Genomic DNA, 19,437 nt, shown 5'->3' with positions numbered 1-19,437 from the left:
AACACTAAAAATTTTTAACTTTTTAGCATCAAAACATGAAACGAGACAAACAGGTGGATTGGAATCCTTTTGACCTATTACAGCCCGCATCGCTTTACCACCGTAGTATTCCAAACGCGGTTGGTACCTATTTAAAGGTTCTTGATGCTTATAGAACTTATTCTATCTAACTTATTTCATAACAATAATTATTTAGATGAAGTTTTATTTAATAATATATTTGTATTTTAATTAACATTTAGAACAATTTGATTAGAAATTCTACCTAGGAAAATTTTTCCGCATAATGAGAATATCAGCTTGATTGGAATATTTAACAATGTATACCTTAACATCAGATTGACTAGAATACTTTACTAAGACACCACCTTGAATTATCTGTTGATTTCTTTCTTCACTTTGATAATTGCAAAAGAATACTTTATAGTTTGCCTGACTTTCATAATCAACAATAAATACTTTTGCCCCCATTTATATTAATTTAATACTCTTGATTTTAATACATCTTTAAGTTCTTGAATCGTCTTTTTTGGATCGTCAGCAGCCATTTATCATTAATCCCAGTTTGCTTTGTAACCCTGATATTTACTAGGTTGCTCCAAGAACCCGGGCTTACAGATTTCATCATCTGGATAATCGTCACAATACTTTTTAATTGATGCTGCTAGTTTATCACTATTAGCTTTCATTTGCTGTAATGTGGACTTGACTTCCTTATCATCCATTTCATTAATTTTTCTTTTCAAAACACTACTAATAAATAGGAATGAAAGCATTCTTAATAAGTAACTAAATATTTTTCCCATATGTTAAAATTATTTATTTATTGGACAAATTTAATTATACAATTTTTCAAAATTTATATTTTAATTCATATACGGCACATTTTTGCATTTAACGGTCGATTTTGAAACTTAATCTGATAAAATACAAATCTTTTAGGTTGAAACATATTTACTTATCTGTAAAAGGATTTGTATTTTTGGGAGACAAAAGAAATGAAATACCTTAAATTCATATTGATTCTATTAATAATGCTCTGGCGTTTAGCTCCAAGCAATTCACAATCTGGATATTTTTCATATCCTTATAAACAGCTAACAGTAGCGCAAGGTCTTCATGACATGCAGATTAGAGATATATTGATTGATGATGATAACTATGTGTGGATTTTAACTCAGGGCGGATTAAATGGTTATGATGGAAAAAATATTCATACCTACCAATTAGGCAGTATTGCTGAAAGCTATATGATTAAAATCATTAAGGGTAGAAATGGAATATATGGTCAAACCTCAAGCTGTATATTCCATTTCGATGGAATTAGAACAGAAAATCTAACATCTAAGCTAAATGCCAATATCACTAACATGAATTTGCTGTTGGAGGACAAAGATGGATTCATATGGGTTAAATCAGGAAACAGTCTATTTGTAGTGATGAACAATAAACTGGAACCTATAGAATGTATATATCCTGTATTGGATAACTTAAAAATTGAATATGCTTGGGGAAATTCGTCATGGGACCACGTATATATCCTAACATCTCAAAATGCACTGATTTCCTTTTCTAGTGATAAAGGCATTATTTATAATGACTCACTTACTTTTTCAGCTGCCGAAAAAATATCCTATACTAAATCTATCAAGAATACTAGTCCTTCTTCAATTAATTTTTATGTGCATGGAAAAGAAAACTTTGATAGAATTTATACGATCAAAAATGAACATTTTATAAAAGTTGCACATAGGAATCCTAATACTCCGTACCTAGTAGCAATTGATCAAAACGCGCCTCTAACTTATGTCGATAATTATAATAATGTTTCAAGTCTGTATACACTTAAAGATAGCATATACATACCTGCTGATTGGCTTCCAGTGAATCATGTCAGATTTTCTTGTACTCTAGGAAGAAATATATTTATCGGAACTGATGATGGGTTTTTGGTGATTAATTTAAACGGCTTAGAAACCTATCAAAATACAACCATTAAATATCCTTGGTCCATAATTCCATTTAGCGATTCGAGTGTTTTGATTACAACATACAAATCAGGAGCTTTTGAGGTAAATAAGAAGGGAAAGATATTGAATAATGTAAGTTTTCCAAAGAATTTTCACTATCCCTATTTTGAGACACAAATTCTATCTAACTATCAAATATTAGATTCTAAGATTTTATTTGGATCAGGTATGGGATTATATTATCTTGATAAAGAAAATGGCCAATCAAGCCAATTACTGCTCAACAAAGCTGTTGAAGCATTTAGTTTTGACAAATACAGGAATACTCCAATCATTGGAACTGACAAAATCTATTGGATTACCCAAGATTATAAAGGAATAATGGATTCAATGGATTTAAGTCAAGCTGAAAGACAACCGATAAATGAATTAATTGTCTATCCTGATTCTATACTATGGTCAGCAACTAATTCGGGAATTCAAAAAACATCTATATATCCATCAAGAAAACACCTGAAGTTCTATTCAAGCACTGTGAAAAATCTTCCATGTCAAGGGGCAGTAAGTTTTGCAGTGGATTCTAATAAAAGGTTGTGGGTGGGCGGTACTTGCGGACTGCTGCTATATCATCCAGAACAGGATACCTTTGAATTGGTTTATGATAATATAATTCATGAGAGGATCAACCAACTTTGTATTGGTCCCTCTAATATATTAATCGCAGTTTCCAACAAGAATATTTATTGCTTAAATATTTCCACAGAGCATCCAGAAATAGTAAGAATATTCAACTCGGACAATGGCTTTAATCTATACGAACCTTCAGAGAACGGAATATGCATTACGGATAATCACTTTGTTTGGATGCCATCTGAAAATGGAATACAGCGATTAGATATCAACCAAATTATCCAAAGTTCTATTAAACCTTCCATTAAACTTTTGTCAATAGACAATAAATCCATAAATCTTGATCCGAATAAAATGGACCAATTTGAAGTTAATGGGTCATCCGTACTAATTAATTTCTCGATCATAAGTCATGACTCAGAGAAATGGCAATTTAAATTCAAATTAAATAATCAGGAAAGCCCTATATGGCAACAAGGCACTGAAATATTAATTCAAAATTTAAAACATGGGATAAATGCCATTGAGATTATTGCTTGTTCTATTAATCAGAACGCAAATAGTTGTATTAAATTCAAAACCAATATTAAAGCAAGCCTACCTTTTGTTCAAAGGCAGTCTAGTTATATTACGATTGGATTGCTTTTTGTACTTTTAGTTTGCATAATTATATGGTACTATATAACAACTTTAAAGACTAAACAAAAACTATCTCAATTAAATTCAGATCTTCTTAAAAATAGATTGCGTACTATACAAAGCTATCTAAATCCGCATTTCTTATTTAATACACTTACCACGCTTCAAGACTATATCTTGCACAAGGATAGACATGAAGGTAGCGATTTGATTGTTCGACTTTCTAGAATATTTAGACATGTATTAAAATTGGGATACTTGGAAAAGAAAAACAATAGCCTCCAAATAGACCTAATTAATGTATCAGAAGAATTATCATTAATAAATGATATAGTATTTCTTCAAAATCTTCAACAAGTAAGACCGGTACTTTTCAAAATAGAATTACCAGAAAATATCAATGTTGAACATATTTATATACCACCCCTTTTAATTCAACCTTTCATAGAAAATGCTTTTAAGCATGCGTTCACTGGCAAAGAAACTGCACCTGAAATCAATTTAATTTTTACAATGAATGAAAACTACTTATTTATAAAAATCCAAGATAACGGAAAAGGATTTGATAATAATTCGATATCAACAAATGGGACTAATATTGGAATTAAATTAGCAAATGAAAGAATGAGTATTCTTAATTCATTAAATATCAAAAACAATATTACTATAGAAAACAGAAGTCCTACTGGAACTGAAATAAGTATAACCATAAAACGAATACAATGAAAGCAATAATTGTTGAAGACAATCCATCTGCTGTAAGTTTATTAACTTCCTTTTTAAAAGAATATCCATTACCCATTGAAGTTTGTTTTGTAACTGCCGATGTAGATGAGGCAGCTAGAGCAATTCAATCACATCGTCCTGAACTTTGGTTTTTAGATATTCAATTGTCAAATCAATTGGTATTTAGTTTGTTAAATGCGTTAGATCCTGAAATTGTAAAGACGTCTTCAATAATATTTATTACGGCATACTTCAATCCTGAATATATTCATCAAGCACTTAAAACATCTGCTGTCGATTATATACAAAAACCTATTGACAAAGATCAACTGTTTAAAGCCATCGATAAAGCTATAGTCAAATCTCATAGCACCGATTTATTGTCTAGAATTACAAATTTGGAACATTTGGTTAATAATATGGCAAATAAAGATAACAAATTACCACTTTTTAGGGTAAATGGCAAAATTGACTATGTGGCACTTGATGAGGTTATTTATTTCAATTCAGATGATACCATTACTAGATTTCACTTAAAAACATCTGAAATCATACCTTCATCTAAATCATTAAAATATTACACTGATTATGTTGAAGATTTAAAGCAATTCTTCAAAATCTCAAAACAGACGGTTATAAACTTAAATCATTTACTGACATTTGATAAGAAAACGTCGACAGTGCATTTAGATGGACCAACAACGCTAGAAGTGTCTCGTCGCTGTTCATCTGAACTTGCAGATCGCTTTAAAATAAAATCAGAAAAATCTTAAAATATAAAATTAGATATTAAAAAAATCGCGAGAAGTATTCAAAATTATCTTATTTTTGGCTATTAATTTGTAATTCAATTTTGTTTACATATTTCTAATTGTTGAAGCTCTCTATATATCAAATAAAAACAAAGATTTCAAATAAAACCTGATTCCCATTTTGAAAATAGTCATAATTTAGTAAATTTAACTTATTTTTTGGGTTCATAAATTTTTCCTCTACAATTATCTTTAAAAGACAATTTTAAAAATGATTCTAAATGACTGAAGTTTTTATAGGCTAATTCGTCCTTACATTTATAGAGATAATCTAGATCATCTTTATCTAAAATATACCTTCCTGCCTCTCTAATATTCTTATTTCCGTATTTGTCTACGCAATTGACAATGAATATTATTTCGAATTCATTAATGGATTGTTTATACAATTCTCCTCTATAATTCCATATTTTTTCTACCAAATTCATAAACTGAAATTCTCCAACTTTTCCAGAAGAAGTAAATTCCTTTACTTCAAAAGCAACTTCAACATGACTTCCAAGTTTATAGATATTTTCAAATGGAGGCTCGTCAAGCATATGACCATTATAACAACATTTATCAACAATTGTAAGCAAAACACTAACAAATATTAACCAAAACCAACCTGTTGATGATAAACCCAAACAACCATTATTAGAATTTTGTACTTTACTCATTTACATAAAAATTAATATGCTATTTAATGTAATTGCAAGAATATATATAAAAGATAAATTTATTTTTCAAATGAGATATTAAGTAGATTCGAATGCTATACATAATAGAAATTTTAATTTGTCATGATTTATTAACATACTGAATATGTACCTATTGATATCGTTCCCAAAATTACGTTGAACATATTTCTATATACAAGTAGATTAAATCAACGGTCAGATTATCAATTCAACGGTTCAATTCATCAATTTAATGGTCATTTATTGTTGTATTAGTATATCCTTTAACTATAACTTCTCTAAATTTCAAAAACTTCAGAAAGATCATTTGAATAATCACCTTGAATAAACGATACATAATAACCATTTAGGTTTTGACCATTTAGCCGCTTTCGGTCTTTTACAAAAGTTTGGTCCAATTTGCCTAATTCTCTAGAGATTGCTTTAGGTTTTAGATCTGAAGTTGAAAAACTTGATAAATAGCTAATTATTTCGTTGATAGTTTTGAATGCGTCTTTTTCTTTTGGTGCAGGTTGCAAATAACGAATAATCAAATCTTTTTCCATATTTATTTCTGTATAATCCTCCGACATATTTTTTAACACTTTCACTTCATCAGGTGTAAGTCGCAAATGATCGGCACCTTTTTCTTTATAAAGTTTTGCAAGAAATCCAAATAATTGTCGTCTATCAATTGCATTTAGTGCTTCCTGATCGATAAATTCCAATTCCAATGGTAATAATCTTGTATTTCCAGTTGAGTGGTCTTTAATTATATCCATATTGTTGGATGTTCCACATAAAATAGCTTTTCTTTGCATGCATTCATTTCTAAGTCCAAATGGAACTCTGGTATTAAAATTCTCGACACTTACTAACGATTTAAATTTTTCATATCCTTTAGTAGTACTGGTTATTCCAGACAGTTCATCAATATTAATTAAAATATTTTCAGTCATTAATATGTCTGAATCTTTTTCTCTATCTAATCCAGATTCTGCATAGTATTTTTTAAAATCATTTGGAAGTAACCTTCTCAGTACTTCAGTTTTTCCGATGTATGATTCACCGATTAAAACCAAAACTAAACGTGGTGTCTTATTATCATATATCACGGCTGGAAATTGTAGTAGCCACTTAATTAATAGATGTCTAAGTGCTGTAGCGGATTCAGGCTTACTTGTTTTTAACTTAAAACAATTTATAAAATCATCTAATGTTTTTTCATTCCCATCTAATTCTACAGATTCTAACCATTCTACTAATGGATTATAACTCTGAATTCTATTGCTACCAATGATCGAGTTTATTGTCCTTACTGAAGTTCGATAACCTTGTATACTTAAATCTACATATATGCTATTTACATCAACGTCCTTTACAGGAATACCTTCTTGATTTTCAACATTATTTGTAAAGAGGTTTCGCTTAAATCCTTTAGTCATTATATAACTTAAAATATATTTGGTATCTAATGTGACTTTATTTTCATCTATACTATTAACTTGATCCTTCAGAATTTCTCTAAGTATCTGTTTTAATCTTCTTATTTTCAATCTCCTTTTAGAGTCATTCTGCTGTATTGATTTTAAAATTGAATTATACTGTTGATCTGATCCATTGATTTCATACTCGGGATGATTTTCACCTAAGGAGTGAAAATAATCACGTCCATCTTCTCCCAATTCATTTCCCAAGGCATAACCAATTTCAATCCATTGATTATAATCAGTAGTCACATTCAGATTTTTGCTAACAATTTCATTAACCAATTTTTGGATTTCTTTCTTTACTCCCTCAGTTTGGATCTGCTTTGAAATTAAATCAATATCCAAGTCTGGATTGATTTTTATTTCATTTTCATTTACAGAGTATGTATCCATTTTTTTAAAATATCCTATCAATGAATTATGCTCATCAACTGAAATTTCATGAATATCATCTAAACTTCCACTAACAATTTTGTAATTTGGACTTGGTTCAATTAGTATATAGTTCTTAGCTCCAATTGTTTCTACAACGGTTTTTTTTGATTCTGGATTGATTAATATCTTTTCGTGAATTGCAGGTATTTTGCATCTATAAATCATGTGCAAACCATTGTTTCTAGTTTTTTGAACCGTAATTTTTAATTTCAAATCATTGGGAATATAACTCCAAACTGTTTCAAATAGGGAATTTGCTTGATCTATACTTGCATTTTTAAGATCAATATCAATAACCTGATAATTACCATACCCCATAAATAAACCAAACCCTTGATAACTGCCTGAAATCCACTTAGTTAATTCTTCTTTTGTTGGTGGAGTTGTCTGATATTTATTCCAACCTGCAAAAGATTTTTTATCTTCAACAATTGGGACCAAGGATCCGCTGTTTTCTAATAATTTAAATAAATGTGTCATAATTTAATAACCTTTTGTTTAATATTTAATTATTTGAACTTACTTGTTCAATTAAATATTTAAATAAATTCTTTAATAATTCATGTTCATCTAATGAAAGAAACTCAAGAAGGGTAAGTCTATTATTTATTTCATCGCATTCATTGCTAACTATAGTTGAGACAATACCAATACTACTTCCAGTACTAACGATAGGTTTAAATGTCCATGGATTATAAAGAATAGTTTCATTTTTAAATGGCATATTACTTTTGTAAATTATTAACTTCCATTTATAATCCAAATCAATACATATTATTTTTGATTTAAGCTGTGGAGAAGTTAGTTCATTTATAAAGTTTTCAATCTGACTAATATATTCAATTGGTGCCAATCTTAGATTAATCCTTATTAAATGGTGATTCTTTTCCATTTTCAAGATTCCTATTCCAAAATCCCTTCTAAAAATTAAATCTAATTCTTCTTTCAGATCATTTACCCATCCAACGCTCTCTTTGATTGTAGGATTGGACAGTTCTTTAGTGTTTAAATTTTTAATATTTATTTCCATTTTTGTATACTTTATTTTGATTTAAAATTATTTGTTATCAGCTCGAGCAATTGTTGTCTCAGGTAGTAACATTTATTGCTTATAAAATACGCTTTCAATTTTTTCTCCTTAGTTAGTTTTGTTAGAGTTGGTAGAGATATATCTAGTATTTCTGCGGCTTTAATTCTAGTAACATATTCAGTCAAATTGGTATATTCTTCCTCTGTTAGTTTTTCAATACTATATATAACTCTAGTCAAAAGATGATCCATTTCTGACCTAATTTCACTAAGTATTCTATTTTTAATATTTTCTGGGTTCATATAATTCTTTGCTCCTTTAATATAATTAGTATATTTTTTGACAAAAACTTATCAAAAGGGAGGAAAAGCAATATATATTCTTTATTTATATATTATATATATGTATAAATAGCTGATAAATAGCTGTTATATAGATAAATAAACTGAAAATTTAATTTTAAAAATAATTTAATTTTCGAACAATTTAACAATGGAAACCTTAATTTATCCTCCTATGATAAACATTGACAAAATTAAGATGAATTCAAATTATTACATATCTGTACTGATGCACCGATCTATCAATTGCAGAATCAGTACATCTAAAACTCCAACTGTATATAGATTTCCTACCATATTGAACTGATCTTTCCACCCCTTTCTTAATATATTTTACTTTATGAGAGAGATTATTAAGAGAGAGTAGGTAGTAATGTGGTATAATAAAAATATGATTATTGTAAATACAATTTCAGTAAAAATTAGTGTATAATCGGTGCATCGGTGCATTTGAATAAAATATCTAGTGTGAATATAATTCAATGAATCTATTTCAATAAAATGTAAAATGACTTGAAATCTAATAAATTCAATGGATTCAGGTATAAATTAATAACAATTGAACCTGAATAATATTGATTTATTCAATTGTTGTATATAGATTGTGGATTATTACAGACTATTGATAAAATCAATATCCACAGCTACTTGTGTCCATATTCCAGAAATTCTTTTGTTAAAATTTCAAAATCAAACAGAGAAAATCCTTAATTTTCATGAATTTTGACCAATGGGTAGATTTTAAATTCATCGGTACAATTCATCACTTTAATGGTCATGTACTGTTCAAAATTCAGCTAATTATCAAGTTCTTTTATAAATAATTAACATTTTTTCTGAAATGATCTTTGAACGAAAAATCTCAAATTGTTCTTGGTTTATAAGAAAATGAATAAAAAGTATAAATTATGAATAAAAAATTACTCAATTTAGAAGATGTAGCTACTTATCTGAATTGTAGCAAAAGCACAATGTATAGGTACGTTAGAGAAAACAGAATTTCCTATATAAGAAGAGGTCGTCGATTGCTGTTTAGAGAAACTGATATCGAAGCATTTTTAGATAATCATCGGATATCTATACATTGATTGCTTATAAGGCAATTATGAGAGTTATAAGGGGTCTTTTGGGATGAATGCACCAAATGCTTGGTATTAATATTGCTGCTCACAAATCGAAGCAAATCAAGCATCAAAGGGTCTTACTGATATTTTTCAAATTATTAAATACGGATATACTCTTTCAAATCGCACTCATTAAGTTGTAAAAACATATATATAGTTAATAGAAGGTTTATCTGATTAACCATGATAGGCTATGGCATTAAATAAATGGAAATATTATTAATTAACAATCAAAGCAAATAATTATGATGAAAATTACAGTTACATTAGACTCTGAACCAACTTATCAAAAACCAAAAAAGGGAGATGAAGTAAGAAAATGGAGTGTTAGATTAGGAAGTACTAGCCCTAGTCAAATGACAATATCAGATTTTGTCGAATTCGTTGGAAATCAATGTTATTCTTTCAATCCTGCAATATGCAATTATAATTGGATTATAGAAGAAAATTTCAATTCTTCACAACTTATAATTATTGATGTTGATAAGAAACTATCTCTTGGAAATGCAATTAATAGACTAATTGAACTTGAACTACCAATGCCTAATGGTATATACAGAACTTTGAGTGATCCAACTGATAATAACTTACCAATAGAAGAAAAGTTAAAATTAGCTATAAAATATCGGCTTATTTTTGTTTTAGATCGAGTTATTACAAATTTTGATGAATATAATAATCTAGTTAGAGAAAGGATGCAGAAGATCTTCCCAGAAGCTGACAAACTTAGTTGTGTTCAAAAATTTTATGGTGGAAAAGATCTGCTCTACAAGCAAGACACTACTCTTCTATCATCACTGCTTCTAATATCCGTAAGTGACCTTTATCAAACCAAACATATAGAATCTACACAAGGTGTAAGAAAAGCCTTAAAAAATAAGAAAAATGCTGCCCCCAACAAACACCAGGAGGCTAAAAATTTGCTAGCCATGCCATATCTAAGTGATTCAACAACCACAAATTCCTATAACTATACAAAGGAATTAGTGATAAATGAACCACCAATTAGAAATTTTGATTGGGAAAAAGCTAGATTGGAATTCAAGTTATTAGATGATTTCCTTTCAATGAATATAAAAATATATCATTCAGAGCTGTTAGGATTATACAGTGGGATGAGAAGAATTGAAGGTGGGGCTAAAAAATGGAAGGAAGCTATTCAAAATAATAAATCAATTGATGAGAGAAAAGAATATATCTCAGATTGGTTTGATATTAACTATACTAAAGGAACCTATATTTTTGAACAGAAGATATCAAATTATGCAACAAATGATCCTGCTTCATTAATATATGAAAGACTTACAGATTTACATTTTAAGAAAAGGATGGAGGCTCAAAAACTTCTTGGACATCCTGAAATTAGTCTAAAGCAAGCGGAGATGGAAATGGATTCATTTTTAAAACAAGCAATTGAAACCCCAGGTAATGGAAAATATATACTGAAAGCTATTACTGGCATAGGAAAAACCGAAAAGTTATTATCACTAAATCTGGATGGGTGTATAATTGCAGCACCAACCCATAAGTTAAAAGAAGAAATTGCCAAGAGGTATAGAAATTTAGGAAGAACTGTCCTTGTTACACCTGAAATACCAAAATTACCTGAAGCAATTCAACAAGAATATGATAAATTGCAAGCTATTGGTGACTATGAAGGTGCGGCAAGTTATCTAAAGGAGTGCAGTTCAAGTGATATAGCAAACACTCATTTTGTAGGTAGTGAAATTATGGAATTCAGAAAAAAAATGAATAATTACTTTAAAGAATTAGATACATGTCTCAATTCTGATCAATTGGTTATAACTACACATAAAAGAATCCTGTTTTCAGATTTTCCTAATCACCATACAATAATTTTTGATGAAGATCCAACCCAGTATATTTTAGAAACAAATTCATTTACTACCAAGGATTTAAGAATAATACAAGATGAATTAAATGATACTGATCAAAAAGCCGTGCAACAACTACTTGATTTAGCAAATTCAAATGACAATTTAAATATGGTCCATCAAGGAAATCCACTAAAAATAACCGATATGGCCGAATTTAGAAAAAAAATTAATAGCAATAAAGTTTTTGTAAAAGGGGCTATATTACCTTCCTTCAAATGTGATTATTGGATGGCAACTCCTGAGAATCTAAAAGACACCAATGGGGATAAGAAAATTCATTATATTCAAAAACACAAATTATATCCCGATAAAAAGCTAATTATATTATCAGCTACAACCAATGAAACTTTTTGCAAAGCATTATATGGTAAAATTATATGGAAAGATCTATCAAGTGTTAAACATACGGGTTCCCGTATCCAATATTCTAATTTAAGCCTAAGTCGCTCGACATTGGGAAACCGAAATAATGCATCCAATCTTAATTCAATTAGAAATCTTATTGTTAATAAACCAATAATTACTTATATAAAACATCGCAACTTATTTCCAGATAGTAATACAAAAATTCATTTTGGGAATTGCTCTGGATATGATGAATTTAAAGGTGAAGATATTGCTGTCATAGGCACACCACACATACCTTCATTTATTTACTTATTAGTAGCTTCAGAGTTAAATATTCAATTCAATCAGAATGATATTGAAATGGGTGAACAAACAGTTTGTCACAACGGATTTCAATTTAAAATAATGACATTTCCTCATGAAGAACTTAGGAGCATCCAATTCCACTTTATAGAATCAGAATTACTTCAAGCATGTGGACGGAATCGTACATTAAGAGAAGTTGCAACAACGTACTTGTTTTCCAATTATCCATTACCCGGATTTGAACAACACAATATAAGAGAATTACCACAACTATTAGATGAAAACAATATTAAGGAGGAGGTTACTACTGAATCTCAAAGTCAAAATACATTTCAATACGGTATAGTTTCAGGTAGTTTGTAAAACCAAACAAATTTAGCTAAAGTCTAATAGATGATTTGGATATATGTAAAGTGAGGTTTATATTTGTAAGTATTTACGAAGTTTTACGGCATAAGTACTAGTTAACAGCATTTAAGAATAATCTAAGTTCACATGATGCATTACACTAATCAAAATTTAAAATTTACGATGGACAAAGTGCAAAATAAAATAGCTGTACTCAATCCTACCGACCAGAAACTGTGGATTAGCTATTTTGCAATTTTAGTGTTCGTCCATTTGCTTCCTTTAGCTATCAATGTACAAAGCTGTGTGAATAAACTAGTCGAAGTGCGAATTGACCTAGATAATTATAATCGAATAATCAGTTATTTGCCCAACGAATGTGACAATAACAACGCTACAATCTGTTAGCTTTGGAAATTATATCATCTAATTAAATTCAATTAAAATGAAAAAAATCATTATTTGCCTCCAATTATTAACTGTTTACAACACAACATTAGTTTATGGCCAAATCGACCTTAGTACTAGGAAGGAATGCAGTCTTTTGGGATTGAATCTTGGTGACTTAGAAAGTTTAATCATTGAGAAAGAAGAATTCTCCAGTTCACACACCTATGACGATGGCACTGTCATTAGAGAAGTATCTCATAATCTATCAAAAGAACAAGATTTGCTTGATTATTTTAATTTAGAAGTGAATATCAAGTGGTACGATGATAGAAAAGCCCCAAATGCTTTAGCTACAAATAGAATCACTAATTCAAGTAAAAACGATGGAACTATTCTTCTTGGTCTAGAGCTTTCAGAACAAACTGAGCAAGATGTTTTTGATTATATAATATACCATGAAGCGGCACACATTTTTGATTTCAAAAACAATCTTGATTTGAGCGGTAAAGAAAGGGAATTATTTGCTGATTTTGTTGCAGGTTTTATGTTAGGATGGCTTCATTCTCGTGAAAACCATTACTCACAAATGATGACAAAATTTGAGCCAAATAAAGATTGGAGTTTAGACTTGAAAAGGAGAGAAGATCACATTGTAAGAGTTTTTAGAAAATTTTATAATATTGGTGATTATAATTTCAACTCACCCTCTCATCATGGTACACCATCTGAAAGACTCAATATTGTAAAGAAAGGCTACCGATTAGGATTCAACGAAGGTACTACAATGAATAAAGAAGAATGGAATGCCTATAAAAAGGTTGCTAAAAAGGTGAATAAACCATATGAAAATTGGGAAAATGCATCCAAATATTTGTCTTTATCAGAAAACGACAAAGGAGGACTATACACAAAACCTAATTTACATAATATCTATGAAAAGTTCAAAACTTTCTGACACCAAAGAAAATTGATGAAAATGTTAGATTATAGGAGATTGGAGAGGTAATTGTCGCTTTGCCTAATTGGTGGTCTGAAACAAAAAGTTACTCAACTAAAGAGAGCGATGGGAAATTTACCGTCGGCAGATAAAGTCATTTCGAATGCTAAAAGATGACTACAGGTGTTCATCATTCAGTTTCAAAAGAACACTTACAAAACTATTTGAAGGAATTTTGTCGGAAAATAAACCGCAGTAACTTCAATTCAGATCCATTTGAGAGGGCAATGTGCATGGCAGTTGATGCATATTGGAATTAATATACTATTTATAAGAAACTAGGAGTCTTAATATGAAACGTTCTGAAATATATGTGACTGGATCTGATGGTAAACCAGAACGAGACGAGAATGGAATTTGTACGCGTAGAATTAGATCAGATATACCTGGAAAAATTACTGGAGAATATATAGGAAGCGATGGTATAAAATATTACATGTGGCAATCAATTGGTATCGACAATGAATGATTTAAGTCGGCTTTTTAATTCACCTGGTTCTGACCTCGCTGATTCTTGTGTTGTTGTGGCAGGATATGAGAAATTATTTTCAATATACCAATAACATAAAACAAACGGTGTGTCAATATTATTCGCCATAAATACTTTCAACTCTTGATTCGCATATTTTATTTTTTCCGTTAAGAGTAACTCTTCATTTTCTATACAAAATTTTAAATCGCAATAATGTGCGGCTATTCGTACTTTCAATATACAATCCGGAAATTCATTTCCAAATTTATCCTTAATTAGATTTTCGGCCTCTATCGCTTCACCATGCGATTTAAAGAATAATCGCAATTCTCTCTCATTAAACGTAGGATTATATTGAAACTCAGCTTCGGTGGGGGTAAATTTTGAATTGGTCATAATTTAGATATTTGCCACTAAACTAAATGAATTTCACGAATAATCCATATAAAAATAATAAACAAATGATTACCAGGGTTTTAAATAATACTGTTCAATTTGTGGTTAGTCTTTATATTTAATTCTTGAACAAAAATACATCTCAACATCTTTAACGACAAAATATACATTGCAACCTTTCATTCCTCTAGTTATTAAAACTCTTATCAATCATTGCACAAATGGTTATACGGTAAAATCAGCACTTTTTGTATAACCATCTGTACTGTGAAAGCAAAAGTGAGATTTGCACATATATAAATTTGTACAAAGTTGACCTGCGGTTAGCTTTTGCACAAATCGCACTTTGTACAAATCTCATGGGACAAACTACTTTTTCAATTTACCAAGTATGCTTAAAATTTTTAGCTTCTCTTCATCTGTACATACATTAAATGCAAAAAACTTTTCTAAACCTTCTTGTTGGTAAAATAAATTTTGAGATGGCTTTTTTACCCATTTGAAAATGACTGGATCATGCTTGGTATCAATATTAACTCCGAGTGACTGATCTGTAAATTTAAAAATAAAACATAAGTAAGCATCATCTGTATTCATCACTTCATTCAAACCGATATGAATTGTACCTCGGGGAGTCAAATGTGTTCTATTTAGGACATTATCTTTTACTAGTCGTATAGTAGTGTTAAAAGTATCTTTACTGACCAACTTGAAATTTTTGTCAAAAGAGTAAGATAAAACTTGTCTTAAAACAGCTGGCCTTATTCCACGATTGATAACCTTGTACTTTAACACCAAACTGTCTTCTTCATTTAAGAAATGATCATATCCAGGGTCTTGTAACTTGTCTATATGAAATCCCAAGTTCAAAATATCAAGTATTGGAGCTTCAGACATTTCAGTATTCCGTACACTTCGCTCAAGTGCATGAGCTTGTTGATTAAGAGCAACTATTTGTTGTCCAGACAATTCTAAAAACCTTGCATTCCTAATGGAGTCTCGTATACTATTTAAGCTATCTCTAACCTCCGATTCAGCAATAGTTTTGAGTGTAGCTTGATTCATAAGACGTGAATTATCGAAAGCAAAAAAGGTTATTAAAAGTATCCCGCCTTGGATCAAAGTATCCCATTTAAATGGGGATTTATCTTGCTTAGGAATTTCTTTTTTAACGGATTCTTTATCTATTTCCATAACTGTTTTTTAGGTATGAAATAAAAATGAATCGGGTGTACATCATAATCTCACCACATGCACCCAATTCAATTTCTTGGATTAAGTAAGATCCTCGATTGGAGCATTTGGAGCATCTCGTTTTACAGCGTTAATGCCATTGTCTCGTGACTGTGCAGTAGTGTACATCTCACTTATACCAAGAGTTTCTCCATTCCTGGCGTGAAGAGTAAAGTAATACTGAACACCTGAAGTGCTACGTCTGTACCGATCATCTATCGGGGAGTTCTCCTTAACTGAAGTAATACAGACTAGACAACCTTGTTTAGTTTTATAGCCTTCACTGCTTCTAAGGATAGGCTCTCCATTAATGGCCCGTAACAGAAAACGGAACTCATTTGCTGAGTCCTTCGAAATTGTAAATTTCGGATTGTTCATAAAAAAATATTTAAAGGATTAAAAATAATATATAACACATATGAAACATTGATATATATAAATTCGTTCTATACCTTCCAATATTTATATTTATATATGTGTAAAGCATTGTATAATAATACTTTACGCAACTGAGATTAACAATTCATTTACATCTTGCTTTTCCTATTTAATTCTCTATAGGGTTGGTATTCATCCAACTGTATTTCTTCTTCGACTTTTATAATAACAAAGCAATCCTAAAATTAAATTTATTGCTAAACTAAAATATAATATGAAGTATTGCTTTTTGGAAATGCAAGGTTGACAGTCTTGTTTATCTAAGCAAGGTTCACACAAAGGCTGATAATGCATACATAAGAGAAACAAGACCAAATCTACAATTAGTAACCATTGGAAGCATTTTAGTTTATTCATTCCAATTCTATTTATTTGGGGTCTATTAATATTGTATTTATTTATAGCAAACTAAAATTTATTACTAAGCCACTTTCTGCCCATATAAATACTGTTGAAATTCAACAAATAATTTACTGATTTCAGACACATTGCCCAAAACCTCTTTCGCATCTTCTAATGATTGATATTTATTGGTCAATAAAATCGGTAGTTTATCTTGGTCCAGTTCTTCTACTCCAGATTCAATGTATTTACTCAATACAAATTCTATAAATTCCTTTTGTTTGTCATTGAGTATGGCGAAAATGGTTGCTTGTGATGCTGCAACTCGTTGTTCTCTGGTTAAAGAGTTGTAGTTACCATTAAAAACATACTCTAGTACGTCAAAAAGGTCGCTTTTTTCCATATTTACTAATTGCTGTACAATCACTAAATCGCTCTTAGGAAACCCAACTTCTTCCAATTTATCCAATAACACTTTTCTTGTCATTGGATTGCTCCATAGTGTTCTTAATTCTTCTTCGCTTTTGAATAGATTGGGTAATACGCCAAATAAATTATTTAAAAACTCCTCTGCTGAAATAGGTTTACCATCAGCACTCCAAAACGATGTTGCAATCATGGATTGAATTTCACGTTCTTTGCCATCACGCAATTTTATCTTAATTCGCTTGCGTTTTTCTTTTTCACCGCCTTCTTCTTCGTTTTGCTTTGGTTCTTTTGGTTTGTATTCACCTTTAGCTTCAATAACTGTGTTTGTTTCAGGCTCTATAGGTTCACCATCCCATTCTGGGTCGGCAAAGTGATGGAAAGCATCTACATAATCATAAATGGTAAAAAACTCCTTTCCATCAAATAAACGAGTTCCACGACCTACTATTTGCTTAAACTCTATCATGGAGTTTACTGGACGCATTAAAACAATATTCCGAATGTTTCTTGCATCAACACCAGTAGATAATTTTTGTGAAGTCGTAAGGATTGTTGGTATCGTTTTTTCGTTGTCTTGAAATTCACGTAAAAACTGTTCTCCTATTTCGCCGTCATTGGCGGTAACACGCACACAATAATTGGGGTCTGTACTTGTTTTGTATTGGTTTACTAAATCACGAACAGCGGCAGCATGATCTTGTGTGGCACAAAAAATGATCGCTTTTTCTTTTTGATTGGCTTCGTTCATATAAATTTGAACTCGTTTTGCTTCTCTTGCCTTTATTTCAATAATGCGGTTAAAATCGCTTTCTGTATAAGTTTTACCTTCTTCAATTTCTCCTTCTATTATTTGGTCATCGCTTGTATAGATATAATCATCCAATGTTGTCTTAATACGTTTTACTTTAAATGGAGTAAGGAAACCATCGTTAATACCTTCTTTTAAAGAATAAATATATACTGGTTCGCCAAAGTATTTGTAGGTATCAACATTATCTTTCCGTTTAGGGGTAGCCGTTAATCCCAACTGAACTGCTGGTGCAAAATAATTCATAATGGCTCTCCAATTACCTTCGTCATTTGCGCCACCTCTATGACACTCATCTATAATGATAAAGTCAAAGTAATCTGGGGGATAAGCGCCAAAGTAAGGAGCTGGTTTGCCATCTTTATCAGTGCCACTCATAAAGGTTTGGAAAATCGTAAAGAAGATACTTCCATTAGTTGGTATGTTTCCTTTTTTCTTTATTTCACTAGGTTTAATACGTATTAACGCATCTTCGGGAAATGCAGAAAATGAATTATAAGCTTGGTCAGCTAGTATGTTTCTATCTGCTAAAAATAAAATGCGTGGTCTACGACTGCCATCGCGTTTTAAATTCCAACGGGTTTGAAATAATTTCCAAGCAATTTGAAAGGCAATAGCCGTTTTTCCAGTTCCTGTTGCTAAGGTTAATAATATTCTATCCTTTTTATTAGCAACAGCTTCTAAAGTTTTTAAAACAGCTATTTCCTGATAGTAACGCAATTGCCAAGTACCACTTTTATCTTCGAAAGGAACAGCTGCAAATTTCTCTCTCCACTGGTTTTGAACGGCAAATGTTTTGTGCCATAATTCATCAGGAGTTAAAAAACTGGCAACCAAACCCTCAGCACCTGTTTTCATACAAATGCTATAAATCTCTTTACCGTTAGTTGAATAGGTAGTTTCTAATTTTAATTTATCGGCATATTGCTTGGCTTGTGCCACACCTTCACCTACACCTAAATCATCACTTTTGGCTTCTATCACTGCCAGTTTAATGCCTTTGTAAACTAATATATAATCAGCAATAATTTTTTTTGACCGCGTACCACCCGTTTGTATTTTACCAGCTGTAATGTTGTATTCACGAAGGATTTTTGAGTCTTCAATAACCCCCCACCCACAAGCTTTTAACATAGGGTCTATGAGTTCTGCTCTGGTTTCTGCTTCATTCATACT

Annotated in this window: 16 protein-coding genes and 1 riboswitch; of the genes, 6 read left to right on the top strand and 10 right to left on the bottom strand. The window is 30.5% G+C overall.

Going from position 1 to position 19,437, the window contains the following annotated elements:
• Positions 1-55: 55 nt before the first annotated feature.
• A riboswitch (SAM riboswitch) is annotated at positions 56-153 on the bottom strand.
• A 108-nt stretch (positions 154-261) separates the two neighbouring features.
• Positions 262-471 (bottom strand): hypothetical protein, encoded by a 210-nt coding sequence (locus IPK88_04325; GenBank protein MBK8242630.1) that lies wholly within the window; start codon positions 469-471, stop codon positions 262-264.
• An 83-nt stretch (positions 472-554) separates the two neighbouring features.
• Positions 555-806: a hypothetical protein gene (locus IPK88_04320; GenBank protein MBK8242629.1), complete on the bottom strand. Its 252-nt coding sequence runs from the start codon at positions 804-806 to the stop codon at positions 555-557.
• 228 nt (positions 807-1,034) lie between these two features.
• On the opposite strand from IPK88_04320, the gene IPK88_04315 reads away from it, so the two are divergent.
• Complete coding sequence (locus IPK88_04315; GenBank protein ID MBK8242628.1) at positions 1,035-3,965, top strand: histidine kinase; 2,931 nt, start codon at positions 1,035-1,037, stop codon at positions 3,963-3,965.
• Positions 3,962-4,738, top strand: a complete 777-nt coding sequence (locus IPK88_04310) for a response regulator transcription factor (protein MBK8242627.1) — start codon at positions 3,962-3,964, stop codon at positions 4,736-4,738. Before IPK88_04315 ends, IPK88_04310 begins: the two co-directional genes overlap by 4 nt.
• Positions 4,739-4,929: 191 nt before the next feature.
• On the opposite strand, the gene IPK88_04305 is transcribed toward IPK88_04310, so the two are convergent.
• The 4 genes from IPK88_04305 to IPK88_04290 form a co-directional block, all read right to left on the bottom strand.
• Entirely contained in the window at positions 4,930-5,436 is a 507-nt protein-coding gene (locus IPK88_04305; protein MBK8242626.1) for a hypothetical protein, read from the bottom strand.
• 299 nt (positions 5,437-5,735) lie between these two features.
• Positions 5,736-7,841, bottom strand: coding sequence for a bifunctional DNA primase/polymerase (locus IPK88_04300; protein ID MBK8242625.1), 2,106 nt, complete (start codon positions 7,839-7,841; stop codon positions 5,736-5,738).
• A 25-nt stretch (positions 7,842-7,866) separates the two neighbouring features.
• Positions 7,867-8,391 carry a hypothetical protein gene (locus IPK88_04295; GenBank protein ID MBK8242624.1) on the bottom strand — a complete coding sequence of 175 codons (525 nt, stop codon included), beginning with the start codon at positions 8,389-8,391 and terminating at the stop codon, positions 7,867-7,869.
• Positions 8,392-8,402: 11 nt separating this feature from the next.
• A complete protein-coding gene (locus IPK88_04290) occupies positions 8,403-8,642 on the bottom strand; it encodes a helix-turn-helix domain-containing protein (GenBank protein ID MBK8242623.1) in 240 nt (79 codons plus the stop codon).
• 998 nt (positions 8,643-9,640) lie between these two features.
• Here IPK88_04290 and IPK88_04285 point away from each other — a divergent pair.
• From IPK88_04285 to IPK88_04270, 4 genes are all read left to right on the top strand, one after another.
• Complete coding sequence (locus IPK88_04285) at positions 9,641-9,820, top strand: helix-turn-helix domain-containing protein (GenBank protein MBK8242622.1); 180 nt, start codon at positions 9,641-9,643, stop codon at positions 9,818-9,820.
• Positions 9,821-10,101: 281 nt separating this feature from the next.
• Positions 10,102-12,771: a hypothetical protein gene (locus tag IPK88_04280; protein MBK8242621.1), complete on the top strand. Its 2,670-nt coding sequence runs from the start codon at positions 10,102-10,104 to the stop codon at positions 12,769-12,771.
• Between the two features lie 430 nt (positions 12,772-13,201).
• Positions 13,202-14,101 (top strand): hypothetical protein, encoded by a 900-nt coding sequence (locus tag IPK88_04275; protein MBK8242620.1) that lies wholly within the window; start codon positions 13,202-13,204, stop codon positions 14,099-14,101.
• 334 nt (positions 14,102-14,435) lie between these two features.
• Positions 14,436-14,612 (top strand): hypothetical protein, encoded by a 177-nt coding sequence (locus IPK88_04270; protein MBK8242619.1) that lies wholly within the window; start codon positions 14,436-14,438, stop codon positions 14,610-14,612.
• Here the strand turns inward: IPK88_04270 and IPK88_04265 are convergent.
• The 4 genes from IPK88_04265 to IPK88_04250 all read right to left on the bottom strand — a co-directional run bounded on the left by IPK88_04265 (position 14,589) and on the right by IPK88_04250 (position 19,434).
• Positions 14,589-15,011: a hypothetical protein gene (locus IPK88_04265; GenBank protein ID MBK8242618.1), complete on the bottom strand. Its 423-nt coding sequence runs from the start codon at positions 15,009-15,011 to the stop codon at positions 14,589-14,591. The genes IPK88_04270 and IPK88_04265 overlap by 24 nt on opposite strands.
• 369 nt (positions 15,012-15,380) lie before the next feature.
• Entirely contained in the window at positions 15,381-16,205 is an 825-nt protein-coding gene (locus tag IPK88_04260) for a hypothetical protein (GenBank protein ID MBK8242617.1), read from the bottom strand.
• An 81-nt stretch (positions 16,206-16,286) separates the two neighbouring features.
• Complete coding sequence (locus IPK88_04255) at positions 16,287-16,622, bottom strand: YegP family protein (protein ID MBK8242616.1); 336 nt, start codon at positions 16,620-16,622, stop codon at positions 16,287-16,289.
• A 481-nt stretch (positions 16,623-17,103) separates the two neighbouring features.
• A complete protein-coding gene (locus tag IPK88_04250) occupies positions 17,104-19,434 on the bottom strand; it encodes a DEAD/DEAH box helicase family protein (protein MBK8242615.1) in 2,331 nt (776 codons plus the stop codon).
• Between the last annotated feature and the right edge of the window lie 3 nt (positions 19,435-19,437).

Origin of the sequence: Candidatus Defluviibacterium haderslevense, assembly GCA_016712225.1 — a bacterium.
Taxonomy (GTDB): domain Bacteria; phylum Bacteroidota; class Bacteroidia; order Chitinophagales; family Saprospiraceae; genus Vicinibacter; species Vicinibacter haderslevensis.
Note: the sequence above shows the minus strand (reverse complement) of the source record. Positions and strands in the feature narration are given on the sequence as shown.